The sequence below is a fragment of the Stenotrophomonas mexicanensis genome, assembly GCF_032911605.1.
In the GTDB taxonomy this organism is placed as follows: domain Bacteria; phylum Pseudomonadota; class Gammaproteobacteria; order Xanthomonadales; family Xanthomonadaceae; genus Stenotrophomonas; species Stenotrophomonas maltophilia_A.
In genome coordinates this window covers 112402-130421 of sequence record NZ_JAWJTG010000002.1, presented here as the reverse complement: position 1 = coordinate 130421, position 18020 = coordinate 112402, and the positions used below count along the sequence as shown (strand labels likewise).

Sequence of the window (18020 nt, the reverse complement as noted above, 5' to 3'; positions counted from 1 at the left end):
CGGCATGGATGCCGCGGCTAAGCCCCCATGGACGGGTTTACGGCGTCCCCGCCAATCCCACCCGCCCGGCCCACCCACAGGAAACCAGCTTTCAGCGACCAACCCACCCACCACGGAGGGGCTCCGCCGTTCGCCGACTCCCGCCGAAGGCGCGCTTTCCACGGAAGAAATAATTTTCAAAAGACGTGTCGATTCCCAGCCCCCTGGTTCGTTGTACCCAGTGAAGGGCACGCACCACGCGTCCCCACGGGAGACCGCAATGAAAGTGATGGTGATCGTGAAGGCCAACGCCGACTCCGAAGCCGGCCGCATGCCCAGCGAACAGGAACTGTCCGAAATGGGCGCCTTCAACGAACAACTCGTGGCCGCCGGCATCATGCTGGCCGGTGAAGGCCTGCACGCCACCCAGCGCGGTCGCCGCATTCATTTCGGCAGTGGCGCGCCCAAGGTCGAGGCCGGTCCGTTTGGCCCCGCCAGCGAGCAGATCGCCGGCTTCTGGCTGTGGGACGTGCGTTCGCTGGATGAGGCCGTCGAGTGGGCCAGCCGCGCGCCGTTCAACAGTGGCGGCACGCTGGAGCTGCGCCCGCTGATCTCCGCCGAGGATTTCGGCGAGGCCTTCACCCCCGAATTACAGCAGCAGGAACAGCGTCTGCGTGCACAGCTGGAAGGTTGACCCGATTCATCTCCCTGCCGGGCACGGCCCGGCACTACCACCCTGAACCACACCACGGAGTATTGCCATGAGACTGATTCCCTTCCTCGGCTTCAGCGGCCAGGCCCATGAGGCGATGGCGTTCTATGCAAAGGCACTCGGTGGCCAGGTCACCTCGGAAATGAAATACCGCGACATGCCGCCCTCCGATGGCTCGCCGGGCTGCAACGAGATGCCGCCGGAAACCCTGGACCACGTTGCGCACAGCCAGCTGGAGATCGGCAACGCCATCGTGATGGCGGCCGACGGCCCCGGCGGCGGCGAGGGTGGCTCGACCACCATCAATGTCGACGTCGACAGCATCGAAGAAGCCGAACGCGTGTTCGCCGCGCTGGCCGACGGTGGCCAGGTGCAGATGCCGATCGCCGAAACGTTCTGGGCGCACCGCTGGGGCATGTTGATCGACCGCTACGGCAAGCCGTGGATGGTCAACTGCATGAAGCAGCCCTGATCCCTCTTCTTTTCATCCACAAGGAGCTTCACCGATGAATGCACCGCAACCGCAGATGATCTTCGTCAATCTTCCGGTGAAGGACCTGGAGAAATCCAAGGCCTTCTTCACCGCGCTGGGCTACAGCTTCAATCCAACTTACACCAACGATGACGCGGCAGGCATGGTCATCAGCGAGAGCATCTACGTGATGCTGCTGACCCAACCTTTTTTCCAGCAGTTCACCAACAAGCCGATTGCCGATGCGCACACCCACACGGAAGTGATCAACGCACTCTCGGCACCCAGTCGCAAGGCAGTTGACGAGTTGGTGGACAAGGCACTGGCCGCCGGCGGCAGCGAACCGCAGCCGGCGCGCGACCTGGGCTTCATGTACCAGCGCGGCTTCCAGGATCTGGATGGCCATCTCTGGGAAATCGCACACATGGACGGCGAGCCGGGCTGACGGCCGCCGCAGGGAGAATCCTCATGGCTTACGTGGATGCTTACGTGCTGCCGTGCCCCCAGGACAAGGTGGCGGCCTACCGCCGCCTTGCCCGCAAGGCCGGTGCGGTGTGGAAGGACCATGGCGCGCTGCAGTACATGGAATGCGTGGCTGACGATGTGGAACCGGGAAAGAGCACGTCGTTTCCGCGTGCGGTCAAGGCCAAACCTGGCGAAACGGTGATCGTCGCCTTCGTGGTGTTCCGTTCGCGCGCGGCGCGCGACCGTATCAACGCGAAAGTAATGGCGGACCCGCGGCTGGCGTCACTGGGCCCGAAGGACATGCCGTTCGATACCAAGCGCATGTTCTGGGGTGGCTTCAAGCCGATAGTTGAAGCGTGAGCTGCGGCGCTTGTGCGGGCCGGGCGTGCGTGCTGTGATCGGCGCATGCTCGAGCCCGCACTGACGCAGCGTCTGGAAACCCTCTGGCGGATGGAGTCGCCGGTGTTGATCGCGCGCCTGGCGCGGCTGCTCGGGGGCGATGTCGGCCGCGCCGAGGAGCTGGCCCAGGACACCTGGCTGGCCGCGCTGGAGCGCTGGCCGGAGCAGGGCATCCCGGACAACCCCGGAGCCTGGCTGATGACCACTGCGCGCAACCGTGCCATTGATGTGCTGCGCCAGCACCAGCGGGTGGCGCAGCAGCATGCGCAGTGGGGCGAGGAGCTGCATCCGGCACCCTTGCCAGCACCGGACGACAGCCAGGCGCTGGAAGATGATCTGGGTGACGACCTGCTGCGGCTGATGTTCGTGGCCTGCCATCCGGTGCTGCCGGCCGACGCACGGGTGGCACTGACCCTGCGCCTGCTTGGTGGCCTGACCACCGTGGAGATCGCGCGCGCGTTCCTGCAACCCGAACCGACCATTGCGCAGCGCATCGTTCGTGCCAAGCGCACGCTGGCGCAGAAGCAGGTGCCCTACGAGGTCCCGCGTGCTGACGCGATGCCCGAGCGGCTCACTTCGGTGCTGGAGGCGATCTACCTGGTGTTCAACGAAGGCTATGCGGCCAGTGCCGGTGATGACTGGATGCGTCCGGCGCTGTGCGAGGAGGCATTGCGGCTCGCGCGCATCCTGGCGCACCGGCTGCCGGTGCCGCCGGTGCTGGGCCTGCTGGCGCTGATGGAGCTGCAGGCCTCGCGTGCCGCGGCACGGACCGATGCGCAGGGCGTGCCGGTACTGCTGGACCAGCAGAACCGCGCGCGCTGGGACTGGCTGCAGATTGAACGCGGGCAGCAGGTGCTGGCGCGCGCTCTGGCCGCCGGTGGCGCTGATGATCCCTATGTACTGCAGGCGCGTATCGCAGCGTGCCATGCAGCGGCGCGCCGCCCCGAGGATACCGACTGGCCGCGCATCGCAGCGCTCTATACGCAGCTGCTGCAGGTGCAGCCTTCGCCAGTTGTCGCATTGAACCGCGTGGTGGCGATACTGCGCAGCGACGGTGCCTTCGCGGCGTGGGCGCAGCTGCAGCCGTTACTGGTGGACGCGCGACTGCGCGAGTACGCGCCGCTGCAGGTGGTGCGCGGGGAGCTACTACAGGCGCTGGGGCGCGACCTGGATGCACGTCACGCTTTTGCGGAAGCCGCCAGACTCAGCCAGAACCAGGCAGAGCGGGGCCTGCTGCGGCAACGGGCCGGCCTGCCTCCCACGGAGTGACCTCGACGAAGGCAGCACTTGTCGGCGGGCCCGCGAGCCGTTATGTTTCGCGCCCAGCGGACGCGTCAGCGTCCACTTTCCATGCGTATTGACCGAGGAGCGGTTGGATGTATTCAAGGACGAAGAGCGCATCGCGCGCTTTTGCGCGCCTGCTTGCCTGTGCCCTGTGCCTGGCCGTATGGCCGATGGCCATACAGGCGGCAGACAAATCACAGCAGGCCTATTGGGCCGGTTTTGCCTATACCGCTGATGCCGCTGCCGTGCAGGCGACCACGCCGCATGCGCATGCGGTGCTGGAACAGGGCGGCCTGATCCCGTTGAACCAGGCCCTGGCACAGTCGCTCAAGCGCCGCGCCCCGGCCCACCTGCAGCTGATCGACCAGCCGGTGGCGATGCTCGACGGCACCACCAGTGCGACAGTGCTGGCCGCGGCACTGGACCGCGAACTGGTCTCGGTCGAGCCGATCGGTGACCAGTACAAGGTGCTGGTGGAAGTGGCGCTGCAGGCGCTGTTCTTCGATTTCCGCGAGCGCCAGGTGATCGCGTCCTATCCGCTTACCCTGCAGCGCATCGACGTGCAGGATTACCGGCCGGACAACGACGATATCGACGCGATCGTCGCCGATCTGCTATATGGCAGCGCCGATACCAGCCTGTCGCAGGTGCTGGCTGCCAGCCTCGCCCAGGCCAGGCTGCCCGATGCCGCCGTGCGTCGCCTGCAGGTCGGTGGCGTAACCCTGTCCGACGCGGTCCGCGCCAAGCTGCCCGACCCGAAGTGGGAAGCCCCGCTGCGCGCCACGCTGGCCCATGAGCTGTCCAAGACGCTGTCGTCCAATACCGGCGTCGGCCTGCTGCCGCCGGCCTCGGGCCAGGCGATCGGTGGTGCGATGGCGGCGCGCTTTGCCGACGGCAAGGTCTACCAGCTGAAGATTCCCGAGCCGGACTACGTCATCAACCTGCAGGTGGATGCGCTGAAGAACGGCGTGATCGAAGAAACCCCGGCGATGAAGACGATGCTGTTCGGCGCGTTCTTCACCGCCAAGGTGACCGAGCCGTTCTCCGGCAAGGTCTATTTCGAACAGCCGCTGCGCAAGGGTGCCACCAAGGTGGTGCCGGTCACGCAGTGGCAGGTCGACCAGTGGTCGGCCAGCTACGAAACCCTGCTGGCCGGCTTCGACGCCTTCGCCGGCGCCGCCGCCAAGCGCGCCGATTCGCGCGGCTGGCTGGACGAACAGAAGCCGGGCGGCCGCCCGTTGCAGCAGCAGACCCAAGCCCTCCAGGAGTTGATCAAGTCATGTCGTTGATGCGTACCATCCTGCTCATCCTCATCGCCCTGGTGGTGGCCTCCCCGGTCGCTGCACAGACCGCCAGTTCACGCGGTACCGGTTCGGCCAGCTACGGCCTGCGCCTGAGTGCCGACACCCGTGCCCAGGCCCTGAACAAGGCCAAGGTCAATGCACTGGAGGCGTACATCGCCGAAACCGGTGCGGCCAAGCTGCGCCTGTTCGAAGCACGTCGCTCCGAGTTCATCGGCGAGATCGACCGCTACGTGCTCAGCGCCGTGCAGCTGTCGGACACCGAAGACAAGAAGGCCAAGACCTACACCGTCACCGTCCGCGCCGAGATCAACACCACGCTGCTGCAGACCAAGCTGGATGCCGGCTCGGCCGTCGCCGGTGCCACCGCCGCGCAGCGCTCGCTGCTGACCTTCCTGTTCATGGCGCGCTCGCAGGACACCGTGCAGTCGTTCCAGGACAAGGAATACCGCCGCGTCGACGCCAGCAGCAGCTACAGCGAGAACACCCGTGAAGGCGACAGCTTCCGCGGCAACTCGGTCAGCACCAACGGCAGCATCAACCAGAACGGTTCGATGTCGGTCACCAGCGGCGGCAGCACCACCCAGCGCAGCGACAACATCAGCTGGAAGGTGGCCAACGCCGCCGAAGTGAACACCGCGATGACCGGTGCCTTCAGCGCCGCCGGCTACGAAGTGGTTGAAGCCGAATACGTGGAAGGCGAGTCGCGCGGTCTGCTCAGCATCGAGCGTATCCGCAAGGACTTCAGCACCGGCAACGACCTGGCCCCGGCCACCCTGCGTGATACCGCCAACGGCATCCGTGCGGCCAACATCCCGTACATCGCCGTCGGCACCCTCGACGTCGGCATGCGCGACCGTGACCCGGCCAGCGGCAACACCCGCGTGTTCGTCACGGTCACCGGCAAGGTGCTGGATGTGACTGGTCGCTTCCCGCGCACCGTGTCGTCGGTGGGCCCGGTGCAGTTCTCCGGTACCGGCCCGAACGAAACCGTCGCCCGTACCAACGCGCTGCAGCTGGCGGCTGAAAAGGCTGCCCAGCAGATGATCAACGAACTGAACGTCAAGGCAGTTCGTTGATCCGCCACCCCGGTGGGTGCCGAGCTCGCTCGGCATCGCCCTGGGGTTACCGATTTCCCACGTGCCGCTTCGCGGCCGTCTCTCCCAAAAGGACACTCACATGATCCGCAATACCGCTCTTGTCGTGGCCATCGCTGCCGCCACCCTGTCGATGCCGGCCCACGCTGGCCTGGGCAAGCTGAAGGACCTGGCTGGCGCCGCTACCGGCACCTCCAGCAGCAGCGCCTCCAGCGCCGCCGCTCCGGACGAAGCCGCGCAGGAAGCGCTGGTGCGTCGTTTCGTCAGTTCGCAGTCGCACTCGCTGCAGGCCCAGACCTCGTTTGCCCGCGCCTTCGGCCTGGCCGAGCAGGTGCAGCTGCTGGAAGCCGAGCGCCAGGCGCTGTCGTCGGGTTCGGTCAGCGTCGATGCGATGAAGAAGTCCGTGTCGGTCAGTGAAGCTGCGCAGGCGGCGATCAACGAGCGCCAGGCCGCACAGCCGGAACTGAACGCTGAATCCAAGCAGCACTACGCCGAAGGCCTGGTCTCGCTGCTGTCCTCGGCGGCCGAAGCACAGAAGCTGGGCGGCGAAGCCAGCAGCTTCACCGCCGGCATGAAGAACCTGGGCGCGACCCAGCTGGCCACCGTCGGCCGCAAGCTGGCCGCCGGTGCATGGGTGGCCAAGGAATCGCCGGGCTTCATCCAGGGCCTGTACGGTTCGACCAAGTCGGCCGTGACCTTCGCCAAGAAGAGCAAGGTGAAGGTGCCGTCCAACGCCGATTCGATGCTCGACACGCTCTGATCCGAGGCGAATCTCCATGCGTATGACCTACCGTTTGATCGGCCTGGGCCTGGCTGCCACGCTGCTTGCAGCCTGTGGCAAGCAGGACACCCCGGCTGCCGCGCCCGCCAAGGACAAGGCAACCAGTGCACTGGCCAGCAATGCGCCAGTGGAAGCAGCGCCCCTGCGTGGCACGCCGGATTTCGGCGGCACCACCCAGGTCGCGCGCGAAGCCGACGGCATCGGCAGCACCCCGGAACTGGCGGTGCTGGCGGCATTGCAGTCGGCGGTGGCGCAGGTCAACGGCGTACGCGTGGCCAGCCAGATGCAGAGCCTGCGTGCAGGCCTGCATGTGGATGTGGATGACGAACACGTCGGCGATATCCGCGCCGACGCGTTCACCCAGCAGATGATCGCCGGCTCGCAGGGCGCGGTGCTGGGCTATGAAATCCTGTCGCAGGATGAAGTGCGGCAGCTGGACGAGGAAACCATCGCCCGCGTGCGCGCCAGCGATGAAGGCTGGAGCTTCAAGGGCTCGGCGTCGGCCAGTGCCTCCGGCGAAGCCTCGGCCAAGAGCGGTTCGGCCTCGGCCAGCGTCAGGGAAAGCTACGACGAGAAGGTCAACGTCGATGCCAAGCGTGGCGCCAGTTCGTTCGATTCCGACGTGACCCATCGCCGCATGCGCAGCTACTGGAAGGTGCGCGTGCGCGCACAGATCGCCCAGTACCGCGCGCCGGACGAGCAGGGCAAGCCGAAGATCGTGGTTGCACTGCCGCGCACCAAGGCCGGCAGCTATGCCGTGGGCGACGGCCGCGTGGACGCGGACGAAGTGGCCGACGCGATCCGCGCACGCCTGTCCGACACGTTGACCCAGACCCAGCGCTTCATCGTGCTGGACCGAGAGTTCGGCGACGAACTGCAGGCCGAGATCGACCACATCAACAGTGGCAACGTGCGCCTGCAGGACACCGCACGCGTCGGCCAGCAGCTGGCGACCGACCTGATCCTGATCCCGACCATCGAACGCTTTGAGTACCCGCGCAGCGTGCGCAACCTGCGCATGTCCGACCGCCAGGTGACCTCGTACTCCGGTGGCGGCCGCATTACCCTGCGCCTGATCAACGCCACCACCGGCCAGGTGGTGATGTCCGACAGCTTCGACCACCAGCTGGCCTCGACCGGCCCCAGCACCCTGCCGCGCGTGGTCAACGGCCGCAACATGGCCGCGGCGATGATGGAATCGCTGTCCGGCCAGATCGGCACCACCATCGTCACCACGCTGTTCCCGGTGTCGGTGGTTTCGGTGGACGGAGACCAGGTGGTGCTGAGCCAGGGCGGTGACACCGTGCAGGCCGGCCAGCGCTGGCAGGCCGTGCGCCTGGGCGAAGAACTGAAGGACCCGCAGACCGGCCGCTCGCTGGGCCGCAGCGAACACCCGTGCTGCACCATCCGCATCGACCGCGTGGCCGCACAGACCTCGTACGGCACCATCGAAGACGGTGTCGACGCCATGCGCGGCGGCTTCCGTCCGGGGCAGATTGAACTGCGCCAGAAGCTGGGCAGCAAGCCGGCTGCTGCCGCTGCCGGCGCAACGGCCTCGGCTGCACCGGCTGCCGCCGCGCGCCCGGCGGCCAAGCCGAAGCCCAAGCCCGCTGCCGCCCCGGCCGAAGACCCGAACTGGTAACACGCCAAGGCAGCACACAGATGGGGTCAGAGCCCTTTCCCACCGGGAAAGAGCTCTGACCCTTTCTTGTTTCCGCCCGTGTCGACCAAGGTCGACACCTACCAACAGCGGCGTGTCGACCAAGGTCGACACCTACCAACAGCGGTGTGTCGACCAAGGTCGACACCTACCAACAGCAGCAGAAATCTTTCGAAGGCGGGGTGGGTCCGGTTGCGGGGGTGTAAGCGCCATGGATGGCGCGCCCAAGCCTCCAGGGACGGATTCACGGCGTCCCCCGCAACCGGACCCACCCCGCCTACCCTCAGGAACCCAGCTTTTGCTGTTGCTTCGGCCGTTGCCGTTGTTTCTGCGGGTGCAGGGCGCAGCCCTGCCGAACCCCTTACACTCCAGAAGGATTTCCCTGCTGGAGAGAGCAATGAAACGAGTAGTGCTGGGCGTGCTGGCCCTGTCGGTGTCGAGCGCACTGATGGCGGCCACCCCGAAATTCGATGGCGCGCGGATCTCCGCCGACGTCAAGGAACTGGCCTCCGACGCCTACGAAGGCCGCTCCCCGGCCACCGCCGGCGAAGAGAAGACCATCGCCTTCCTCAGCAAGCAGTTCGCCGACGCCGGCCTGCAGCCGGGCGGCGACCTCAAGGACGGCAAGCGCCTGTGGACCCAGGCGGTGCCGCTGCGCAAGGGCGACATCGTCGGCGCACCGCAGCTGGCGCTGCACCAGGGCGGCAAGACCGTGCCGCTGGAGCAGGGCAAGCAGATCGCCGTGCGCGCCGCCATGAACGGCGCCAGCAACGTCGACATCAGCAAGGCCCCGCTGGTGTTCCTCGGCTACGGCGTGAAGGCCCCGGAGCGCAACTGGGATGACTTCAAGGGCGTGGACCTGAAGGGCAAGATCGCCGTCGTGCTGATCAACGACCCGGACTTCGAGACCGGCCAGGGTGATTTCGACGGCAAGGGCATGACCTACTACGGCCGTTGGACCTACAAGTACGAAGAAGGCGCCCGCCAGGGCGCGCTGGGCGTGCTGATCGTGCACGAGACCGCACCGGCGTCGTACGGCTGGGCCACCGTGGCCGGTTCCAACACCAACACCATGTTCGACGTGGTGCGCGACAACCCGGCCGACAGCCACCCGCTGCTGGAAGGCTGGATCCAGCGTGACCTGGCGGTGGAGCTGTTCCGCTCGGCCGGGCAGGACTTCGAGGCGCTGAAGAAGAAGGCGCAGCAGCGCGACTTCACCCCGGTGCCGCTGACCGGCGCCAGCCTGGACGCGAAGTACGCGGTGAAGACCGAAGTGATCACCTCGCACAACGTGGCCGCACGCCTGGAAGGCAGCAGCCACCCGGACGAGACCATCGTCTACAGCGCGCACTGGGACCACATCGGCGTGGGCGAGCCCGACGCACGTGGCGACCGGATCTTCAATGGCGCTCTGGACAACGCCAGTGGCACCGCATCGCTGATCGAACTGGCCCGTGGCTTCGCCAAGGCCAAGCGCCCGCAACGTTCGCTGCTGTTCCTGGCGGTCACCGCCGAGGAAAAGGGCCTGCTGGGTTCGGAGTACTACGCCACCCATCCGCTGTATCCGCTGGAAAAGACCGTGGCGGTGATCAACATGGATGGCATGGCGCCGTTCGGGCCGTCGCGTGATTTCGGCATCTACGGTGCCGCGCGCTTCGAGCTGCTGGACCAGCTGAAGGACGTGGCCAAGGGCTGGGATATCCGCTACACGCCGGACCCGAAGCCGGAAGCGGGCCTGTTCTTCCGCTCCGATCACTTCCCGTTCGCCAAGCGTGGCGTGCCGGCACTGTCCTGGTCGGCCGGCCAGGACTGGGTGGACGGTGGCGTGGCCGCAGGCAAGAAGGCCTCCGAGGACTACACCGCCAAGCGCTACCACCAGCAGGGCGACGAGTGGCAGCCGGACTGGGTGTTCGCTGGTGCCGCCCGCGACCTGGAAGTGCTGTACACGCTGGGCAACCAGCTGGCCAACTCGCGCAGCTGGCCGAACTGGAGCAAGGACGAATCGTTCCGCGCCGTGCGTGACGCCAGCGCCGACCAGCGCAAGTAAGGGAATGCGCCGGGTTCGCCCGGCGCCTCCCGGGTAGTGCCGGCCGCTGGCCGGCAACCTTGTGATGCTTGTGGAGGTCATGGGGAGCCGGCCAGCGGCCGGCTCTACCAGAATGGCTTCCATCCCCGCTTTCCGGCCCTTCGTCGCAACCCGCTTGTTTGCCCGGCGGGCCGCCCTATGCTCGGCTCACCCCCTTCCTCCAAGGCGCCGCCGTGTTCGCCAGCCTCTCTCTCCTGCTTCGTCACCTGCTGGCCTGGGCTGCGGCGCTGTTTGTCGCCGGCATGGTCTGGAGCGGCATCTTCAGCGGCATGAACGATGGCCCCGGCTGGATCTTCGGCCTGCTGGCGATGTTCCTGATGATTTCCGCGCTGGGCAGCGCGATTACCCATGTACGCCGCGTCTGGCTGGTCGCCGGCCGGCTGGATTCGACCACGCTCTCCGGCCGCCAGCGCCGCCAGGTGGAACTGCCGATGGATGCCGGCCAGGCATTCTCGGTGGTGGAAGCGGCCATCGCTGAACTGCCGCGCGTTGAAGACGTGGAAAGTTCGGCCGGCAGCCTGCAGGTGCGGGCCTACGTGCGCCGCGTGGATGCCTGGAACGGCCGCCAGCCATCGCGCTGGAACCTGCCGGCACGGCTGGCGATCAAGCGCAACAGCGTGCTGGCGACGGTCACGCCGGGGCAGGGCACCAGTACCGTCACCCTGTTGTTTGAGCCGGATGCCGGCTGGTGGGCCGACCTGCTGGCACTGGATGAGGGCAGCAACTTCGAGAACGCCGAAGCGGTCACCCGCGCGATCAGCCGCCGTGTTGCCGACCAGCGTCGCGACGAGCAGGCCGCGGCTGAGCAGACCCAGGTGGAAAAGGAGCTGTCGGTGGCCCGGTTGAACCTGCTGCATGCGCAGGTGGAACCGCACTTCCTCTACAACACGCTGGCCAACGCGCAGGTGCTGACCCGCACCGACCCGGCACGTGCCGACCAGATGCTGGGCCACCTGATCCAGTACCTGCGCAGCTCGTTGCCACAGGTGGACGAATCGCTGTCCACGCTGGGCGTGGAGCTGGAGCGCACCCGTGCCTACCTGGAGATCCTGCGTATCCGCATGGGCGCACGGCTGGGGGTGGAGGTGCAGGTACCGAACGAACTGCACGGCGTGCAGCTGCCGGCGATGGCGCTGCAGACGCTGGTGGAGAACGCGATCAAGCATGGCCTGGAACCGAAGCCCGGCGGTGGCACGATCTGGATCCTGGCGCGTGGCTTCGATGACCATGTAACGGTGACGGTGGCCGACGATGGCCTCGGCTTCGGCCAGGGCACCAGCGGTACCGGCATCGGCCTGAAGAACCTGCGCGAGCGCCTGCGCCTGACCTGCGGCGAACAGGCCGGCGTGGCGATCGTCGCCAACTTCCCCAGCGGCGTGGCCGCGACCATGACCCTGCCGCAGTCGAGCAAGGAGCGCAGCCATGCCGCTTGAGGCGCTCATTGCCGAAGACGAGGAACTGCTGCGGCAGTCGCTGGTCGAGCAGCTGGGCCGGTTGTGGCCGGACCTGAAGCTGGTGGCCGAGTGCGAGGATGGCGCCAGTGCGCTGGAACAGCTGGCCGAGAAACAGCCGGACATCGCCTTCCTCGATATCCGCATGCCCGGCATCAGTGGCATTGAAGTGGCCCGTTCGCTGTCCGAACTGAGCCCGCGCACCCAGGTGGTGTTCGTTACCGCCTACGACCAGTACGCCATCGACGCGTTCGAGCAGGGTGCGATGGACTACCTGCTGAAGCCGGTCAGCGATGAGCGCCTGCTGGCCACGCGCGAACGCATCCTGTCGCGGCTGCCATCAACGCGCCAGGACGATGCCGTACTCGAACGCCTGCTTCAGCGCCTGGGGCCGTCGCAGAGGGCGGCAGAGCGCCCGCCCTTGGCCTGGATCACCGCCAGCAACGGCCGCGAGACGCAGCTGATCATGCTGGAAGACGTGGCCTATTTCCGTGCTGACAACAAGTACACCACCGTGATGACCGCGGCCGGTGAGAGCCTGCTGCGCACACCGTTGCGCGAGCTGCTGGAAGTGCTCGATCCGCAGCACTTCCGCCAGATCCATCGCTCGACCATCGTCAACATGAAGGCGGTGGCAGCGGTCAGCCGCGACGATACCGGGCGCGGGGTGCTGCGCCTGCGTGGGCGTACGGAGACGCTGGTGGTCAGCCAACCGTTCATGAGCCTGTTCCGCGGCATGTAGCCGCACCCTGGAGGCACCATGCGCCTGTTCCTGTTTGCCTGCGTTGCTGCGCTGTCATTGGCCGGCTGCGAGAAGTCCAGCGAAACCTCGATCACCCGTACCAATGCCAACGGCGTGGACACGCTGTACAGCAAACGCACCGTGGTCGATGGCGAGGCGCGGTTCCAGTGCATCGCCAGCAGCAGTGGCCACTGCCACTACGTGGTGCTGGACCCTGCATGCAGCAGCGGGGCCGCGTGTGCCACGCCGCCGTTGCGTCGGTTCGCGGTGGCGGTGGGAAAGACCGAGGCGATGCGTGACCTGCCCAGGGGCTTCCACCAATGCGTCAGCCAGGACCCGATAGAACAATGCCACCGTGAGTGATCACGGTGGCATTGTGGGTCCCCCCGCTTCCCTGAAGGGTCAGTAGGCAGGTTGCAGTGTCAGGTCGTGGTGGTGCTCGTTCTCACCCACATGGTTCAGGCGGCCGACCAGTTCTGAGTGCTGCTTCATGCGCCCGATCTCGGTCATGATGCGGATGTCCTCATGGCGCAGCTCGCGCTTGGCGGTGACGGCCTGCTTGTAGTCCAGCACTTCCGGGTAGTGTTCGGCCAGGTCCAGTGCCTCGGCCACGTTCTCGACGCTGTCGGCCTTGGAGCTGATGCGGGCGCGGCTGTTGAAGGCCTTCATCCAACGCTCGAAACCGGCGGTGCGGTCGAACATGTTGGCCATGAACCAGATCACGAACAGGATCGAGATCCATGAGCCGAACACCACGACCACGCGGGTGAAGGTGATGTGGTAATCGTCGCGCCACAGGTAGTTGGTGATCAGCCCGAGGATCAGCAGCGAGGCCGCCTGCCAGCCGACGATCGAGGCTATCAGCCATTGGCACTTGGCCTGGGCCAGCACAGCCACTTCATCGCGGATCTGCTGCTCGCTGAGGCTGCGCCAGTGCGCGACCTGTTTTTCGAACGGGCTGCTGTAGAGCTCGTTGTCGCGAAGCAGTAGTCCCAAACCCTTGAACAAAGCAATCATGGCTGGCTCCTTGTGGAACGTGCGTCGATCAGCGTTGGACGGTGTGGCGGGTTCAGTTCTAGCACTTCCAGCGAGCCGTGCAATGGGCGCAATGCCTAGCGGCGTAAGGGTTTTGTCTGAATGGGTGAATGTTGTTGCATCGCAACATCATGGTCGCAGCCTGCGACAGGATGTCGCAGGGTGAAACGTGCTGCGGCTGCACATGAAACCGTGGCTGAGCGCGGAGACTCGCCGTCGGCGTCGTGATCGCCCAGAATCGGGGCCGACCGCGCAACCTGCGGCCGCTCTTCCGCCTTTCCTGGACCTGTGATGCCGGCTCTGCTGCAGCGACTCTCCCGCCCCGTCACCGCGCCTATCCGGCGCTGGGTACTGGAGGCCTTCCCGCGTGGCCAGAGCGGCATCGATTACGACCACCCGCTGGGAGACCCGGGCTGGTTCGGCCCGGACAGCGTCACCTGGCGGCTGCACGCCGAGTTCCCCTCGATGCTGGCCGGAGGCCTGTGTGCGCTGATGCTGCAGACCCTGCACCCGCGCGCGCTGGCCGGCGTCTACGACCACTCCAATTTCCGCCAGGACCTGGTGGGACGCCTGCGCCGCACCACCGCCTTCGTTGCCGGCACCAGCTATGCGCCCAGCGGCGAGGTGGAGGCGCTGGTGGCCAAGGTACGCCGCATCCATGCGCAGATCCGCGGCCAGACCGCGCAGGGGGAGCCCTATGCGGCGGACGATCCGCAGCTGCTGACGTGGGTGCACGTGACCGAGGCGTTTGGCTTCCTGCAAGGCTTCCGCCGCTACGGGCGCGAGGTGCCGGCGCACATCGCCGATCGCTACTACGACGAGTACCGCTGCGTGGCCGAGGCACTGGGTGCGGTGGATGTGCCGCGCAGTGAAGCGGAAGTGGCGGCGTACTTCTGCGCGCGGCAGCCGGAACTGCGCGTCGACGAACGCTCGCGCGAAGTGCTGGAGGTGTTGTCCGGCGTGCGCCTGCCGGTACCGGTGCCGGGCCTGTCGCGCGAAGTGTTCCTCGGCGCCGGTGCGGCGCTGCTGCCGGATTGGGCGGAGGGCATGCTGGAACGCAATGCGCGCCAGCGCGCGCAAGCTGCAGCGTCGGCGAAGCTGATGCAGGGCATGGCGCCGCTGTTCCGCCGCGCGCTGCCCGATGGCCTGGCCAGCCGCGCCTGCACGCGCATGGGCGTGCCGGTGGCGGTGTTGCGCGGGTGGCCCGAACTGCTCCGGTAGGTGCCAATCTTGGTTGGCACGCATTTCGCGCGGTGCCGCAGAAGCGCTAACCAAGGTTGGCCTCTACCAGAGCGGATTCCGCAGTAGATCCACGCCATGCGTGGATGGGCTTCACCCGGCCGACTTCAACCCACGCAACAGCATCCCCAGCGCCGCCGTCGCCTGCTGCAGGCGCGCGTCGCCATCCTCGCCCTCGGCGATCCAGAACGCGGCCTCGGCCAGGCTGCCGTAGATCAGCGACGCCAGCGCCTGCGCGTCCACCGGCGCCACCACGCCCTGCGCCACCAGATGTTCGATCAGGTGCTGCATCGAGTGCACGCAGTGGCGCTGCGATTCCGGTGAGGCGCCACCCAGTACCGCGCGCGCATCGCGCAGCACGATGCGCTGGATCTCCGGCTCCAGTGCCATCTCCAGATAGGCGCGGCAACGCTGCACGAAGCCGTCCCAGGCATCATCCGCGCCATCGCTGATCGCCTGCAGACGCAGGTCGGTCTCGGCATCGAGCTGGGCGACGACAGCCGCCAGCAGACCCTTCTTGTCGCCGAAGTGGTGGTACAGCGCGCCGCGGGTCAGCCCGGCCTGGGCGGTCAGGTCGTCCATCGAGGTGGCGGCATAGCCATGCGCGCTGAACACCCGGCGGGCGGTGGCCAGCAGGGTGGCGCGGGTTTCTTCCATCTCGGCGCGGGTGCGACGAACCATCCGGAGCTCCTTACATACACAGTGCATGATTATTTACATACGGTACGTATGAATGTAGCCTCTTATTCATACGCTCTGTATGTATTGTCGTGGCGCCCGGTGCGCCAGGCAAGTCGCTGCCCTGGAGAACCTGATGGCCACCCCCTATCGCGACCTGTTCGCGGCCCCCGGCACCGCCGGCCTCGCCCTGGCCGGGCTGCTGGCACGCCTTCCTCTACCGATGACCGGTATCGGCATCATCACCCTGCTGTCCCAGCTGCGCGGCAGCTATGCACTGGCCGGTGCGGTGTCGGCCACCTTCGTGCTGACCTACGCGTTGCTGTCGCCGCAGGTATCGCGCTGGGTCGACCGGCGCGGGCAGGGCAGGGTGCTGCCGTGGGCCACCGCGGCCAGTGCGGCCGGGTTGCTGTTGCTGCTTGCGTGCACGCTGCTGGCCGCGCCGGACTGGACGCTGTTCATTGCGGCGATGCTGGCCGGTTGCATGCCCAGCGTGTCGGCGATGGTGCGCGCGCGCTGGACCGCGATCCATCGCGGGCGCCCGCAGCTGCAGACCGCGTATTCGCTGGAGACCGTGTTCGACGAGGTGACCTTCATCGCCGGGCCACCGTTGTCCGTCGGGTTGTCGGTGGCGGTATGGCCGCAGGCCGGCGTGCTGGCCGCCGCCCTGCTGCTGGTGCTCGGGGTGACCGCACTGGTTCTGCAACGCGGTACCGAACCACCGCTGCAGCGCTGCGAAGGCGCAACACCCTCGCGCTCGCTGCTGCGGCAAGCGGAGATCCGCCTGCTGGCGTTGCTGATGCTGGCGATGGGTGTGATTGTCGGTACCGTCGACATCACCAGCGTGGCCTTCGCCGAACAGCGCGGGCAGCCACTGGCTGCCAGTTGGGTGCTGTCGGCCTATGCGCTGGGCAGCTGCGCGGCGGGCCTGCTGTTTGGTGCGCTGAAGCTGCAGATCCCGTTGCCGCGCCTGTTGCTGACCGGAGCAGCGGCCACTGCATTGGCCACGCTACCGCTGCTGTGGGTCGGCAGCCTGCCTGCCCTGGCCGTTGCCGTGTTGCTGGCCGGGGTGTTTTTCGCGCCGACGATGATCGTGGCGATGTCGCTGGTCGAACAGTACGTGCCCGAATCGCGCCTGACCGAAGGCATGACCTGGTTGCTGGCCGGATTGAACATCGGCGTGGCGCTGGGCGCGGCGCTGTCTGGGCGGAGTGTCGATGCGGGGGGCGTGCGCAGCGGCTTTGTTGTTGCGCTGGTGGCAGGCGGTGGCGTGCTGCTGTTCGCCGTGCTCGCACACCGTGCACTGCGCCCGTCTGCCTCGACCACATCCCCTGAAGGAATCGTCCCGTGAGCGCTTCATCGCCTGCGCACGCCGCGCCTGTGCCTCGTCATCCGTGGTGGGCGGTTTCCGCCGTCGGCCTCGCCACGTTCTCGGTGGTCACCACCGAAATGCTGCCGGTCGGCCTGCTGACCCCGATCGCCGAAGATCTCGGCGCGTCCACCGGCACCGCCGGCCTGATGATCTCGCTGCCGGCCCTGCTGGCGGCAGTGTTCGCACCGCTGGTGGTGATCGCAGCCGGTGGCATCGATCGCCGTCGCATCCTGTGCGCGCTGCTTGCGCTTCTGCTGGTCGCCAACCTCGCGTCGGCGCTGGCACCGGGCATCGGCTGGCTGTTGGCCGCACGGGTGCTGGTGGGGTTCTGCATGGGCGGCATCTGGGCCATCGCCGGCGGTCTGGCCGCGCGCCTGGTGCCGGCTGACCGCATCGGCCTGGCTACCTCGATCATCTTCGGCGGCGTGGCCGCAGCGTCGGTGCTGGGTGTTCCGTTGGGCGCGCTGATCGGGGATGCATTGGGTTGGCGCAGCGCCTTTGCAGCGATGGCGTTGTTCAGTGCGGCGGTGATGCTGCTGCATCTGCGGGTGGTTCCTGCGTTACCTGTAAGTACATCGGTGCGGCTGCGGCAGTTCGTGCAGCAGCTTGGCCAGCGTGACCTGCGGCATGGCCTGTGGCTGACCGTGCTGCTGGTGTCCGGGCACTTCATCGCCTTCACCTACGTGCGGCCGCTGCTGACGTCCGTCTCGGGCGTGGAGGCGTCGTGGATCGGTGCACTGCTGTTTGCCTACGGCCTGGCCGGCATCGCCGGCAACTTCATTGCCGGGCCGCTGGCAGCGCGCCATCCGCGCGGTACGTTGCTGGCGATCGCATCGGGCCTGCTGCTGACGCCGCTGCTGTTGCTGTGGCTGGGTGGCACGCCGAGCGGTGGCATTGCGGTGCTGCTGCTATGGGGCCTGGCCTATGGCGGCGTATCGGTGGGCCTGATGAGCTGGATGATGAAAGCGGTGCCGCAGGCCGTGGAGATCGCCACCGCCCTGTATGTGGGCGTGTTCAACATCGGTATCGCGCTCGGCGCGTGGGGCGGGGGACGGCTGCTGGATGGTGTCGGGTCATACGCCACGCTTTGGGCTGCTGCGGTGTTGGCTGCGAGCGCTCTCCTGATGGTTGCCACCACCCGCAGGTAGATCCACGCCATGCGTGGATTCCTGCCCCGTGCCAACCAAGGTTGGCACCCACCAGAGCGGGGCATGTGCCGACCAGGGTTGGCAGCTACCAGGAAATGAAACGGGCGCCTTTCGGCGCC

At 67.0% G+C, this 18020-nt stretch carries 18 protein-coding genes; 16 read left to right on the top strand and 2 right to left on the bottom strand.

The genetic code is table 11. The features are described 5' to 3' along the window. The first annotated feature begins 259 nt into the window (after nucleotides 1-259). The 13 genes from R1L06_RS02285 to R1L06_RS02225 all read left to right on the top strand — a co-directional run bounded on the left by R1L06_RS02285 (nucleotide 260) and on the right by R1L06_RS02225 (nucleotide 12792). Complete coding sequence (locus R1L06_RS02285; protein ID WP_049424778.1) at nucleotides 260-673, top strand: YciI family protein; 414 nt, start codon at nucleotides 260-262, stop codon at nucleotides 671-673. Nucleotides 674-740: 67 nt separating this feature from the next. Next, on the top strand, nucleotides 741-1163 hold the full coding sequence (locus R1L06_RS02280; RefSeq protein ID WP_317216816.1) for a VOC family protein: 423 nt from the start codon (nucleotides 741-743) through the stop codon (nucleotides 1161-1163). Nucleotides 1164-1197: 34 nt separating this feature from the next. Continuing rightward, nucleotides 1198-1608 carry a VOC family protein gene (locus tag R1L06_RS02275; protein WP_032128772.1) on the top strand — a complete coding sequence of 137 codons (411 nt, stop codon included), beginning with the start codon at nucleotides 1198-1200 and terminating at the stop codon, nucleotides 1606-1608. Between the two features lie 23 nt (nucleotides 1609-1631). Further along, the gene (locus R1L06_RS02270) at nucleotides 1632-1988 is read left to right on the top strand and encodes a DUF1428 domain-containing protein (RefSeq protein ID WP_032128771.1); all 357 of its coding nucleotides are present in this window, start codon (nucleotides 1632-1634) and stop codon (nucleotides 1986-1988) included. A gap of 45 nt (nucleotides 1989-2033) precedes the next feature. After that, complete coding sequence (locus tag R1L06_RS02265) at nucleotides 2034-3296, top strand: RNA polymerase sigma factor (RefSeq protein WP_149909020.1); 1263 nt, start codon at nucleotides 2034-2036, stop codon at nucleotides 3294-3296. 107 nt (nucleotides 3297-3403) lie between these two features. Then, entirely contained in the window at nucleotides 3404-4600 is a 1197-nt protein-coding gene (locus R1L06_RS02260) for a hypothetical protein (RefSeq protein ID WP_317216815.1), read from the top strand. Further along, the gene (locus R1L06_RS02255; RefSeq protein ID WP_049398326.1) at nucleotides 4591-5691 is read left to right on the top strand and encodes a hypothetical protein; all 1101 of its coding nucleotides are present in this window, start codon (nucleotides 4591-4593) and stop codon (nucleotides 5689-5691) included. Before R1L06_RS02260 ends, R1L06_RS02255 begins: the two co-directional genes overlap by 10 nt. A 100-nt stretch (nucleotides 5692-5791) precedes the next feature. After that, entirely contained in the window at nucleotides 5792-6469 is a 678-nt protein-coding gene (locus tag R1L06_RS02250) for a hypothetical protein (protein WP_317216814.1), read from the top strand. 16 nt (nucleotides 6470-6485) lie between these two features. Beyond that, nucleotides 6486-8132, top strand: coding sequence for a CsgG/HfaB family protein (locus R1L06_RS02245; RefSeq protein ID WP_317216813.1), 1647 nt, complete (start codon nucleotides 6486-6488; stop codon nucleotides 8130-8132). 415 nt (nucleotides 8133-8547) lie between these two features. Beyond that, entirely contained in the window at nucleotides 8548-10197 is a 1650-nt protein-coding gene (locus R1L06_RS02240) for a M28 family metallopeptidase (RefSeq protein ID WP_149909017.1), read from the top strand. Between the two features lie 212 nt (nucleotides 10198-10409). Then, on the top strand, nucleotides 10410-11669 hold the full coding sequence (locus tag R1L06_RS02235) for a sensor histidine kinase (protein WP_010484138.1): 1260 nt from the start codon (nucleotides 10410-10412) through the stop codon (nucleotides 11667-11669). Next, nucleotides 11659-12429, top strand: coding sequence for a LytR/AlgR family response regulator transcription factor (locus tag R1L06_RS02230; protein WP_032128763.1), 771 nt, complete (start codon nucleotides 11659-11661; stop codon nucleotides 12427-12429). Before R1L06_RS02235 ends, R1L06_RS02230 begins: the two co-directional genes overlap by 11 nt. Nucleotides 12430-12447: 18 nt before the next feature. Continuing rightward, complete coding sequence (locus R1L06_RS02225; RefSeq protein WP_032128762.1) at nucleotides 12448-12792, top strand: hypothetical protein; 345 nt, start codon at nucleotides 12448-12450, stop codon at nucleotides 12790-12792. Between the two features lie 39 nt (nucleotides 12793-12831). Here the strand turns inward: R1L06_RS02225 and R1L06_RS02220 are convergent, their stop codons facing one another. Continuing rightward, nucleotides 12832-13446 carry a hypothetical protein gene (locus tag R1L06_RS02220; RefSeq protein ID WP_032128761.1) on the bottom strand — a complete coding sequence of 205 codons (615 nt, stop codon included), beginning with the start codon at nucleotides 13444-13446 and terminating at the stop codon, nucleotides 12832-12834. 309 nt (nucleotides 13447-13755) lie between these two features. On the opposite strand from R1L06_RS02220, the gene R1L06_RS02215 reads away from it, so the two are divergent. Continuing rightward, nucleotides 13756-14685, top strand: a complete 930-nt coding sequence (locus tag R1L06_RS02215; RefSeq protein WP_317216812.1) for an oxygenase MpaB family protein — start codon at nucleotides 13756-13758, stop codon at nucleotides 14683-14685. Nucleotides 14686-14796: 111 nt separating this feature from the next. Here the strand turns inward: R1L06_RS02215 and R1L06_RS02210 are convergent, their stop codons facing one another. Next, nucleotides 14797-15384 (bottom strand): TetR/AcrR family transcriptional regulator, encoded by a 588-nt coding sequence (locus R1L06_RS02210; protein WP_317216811.1) that lies wholly within the window; start codon nucleotides 15382-15384, stop codon nucleotides 14797-14799. A 133-nt stretch (nucleotides 15385-15517) separates the two neighbouring features. Here R1L06_RS02210 and R1L06_RS02205 point away from each other — a divergent pair, with 133 nt between their 5' ends. Both R1L06_RS02205 and R1L06_RS02200 read left to right on the top strand, forming a co-directional pair. Beyond that, nucleotides 15518-16732 carry an MFS transporter gene (locus R1L06_RS02205; protein ID WP_317216810.1) on the top strand — a complete coding sequence of 405 codons (1215 nt, stop codon included), beginning with the start codon at nucleotides 15518-15520 and terminating at the stop codon, nucleotides 16730-16732. Then, a complete protein-coding gene (locus tag R1L06_RS02200; RefSeq protein ID WP_317216809.1) occupies nucleotides 16729-17901 on the top strand; it encodes an MFS transporter in 1173 nt (390 codons plus the stop codon). The genes R1L06_RS02205 and R1L06_RS02200 overlap by 4 nt, the downstream gene beginning before the upstream one ends. Nucleotides 17902-18020 lie beyond the last annotated feature (119 nt).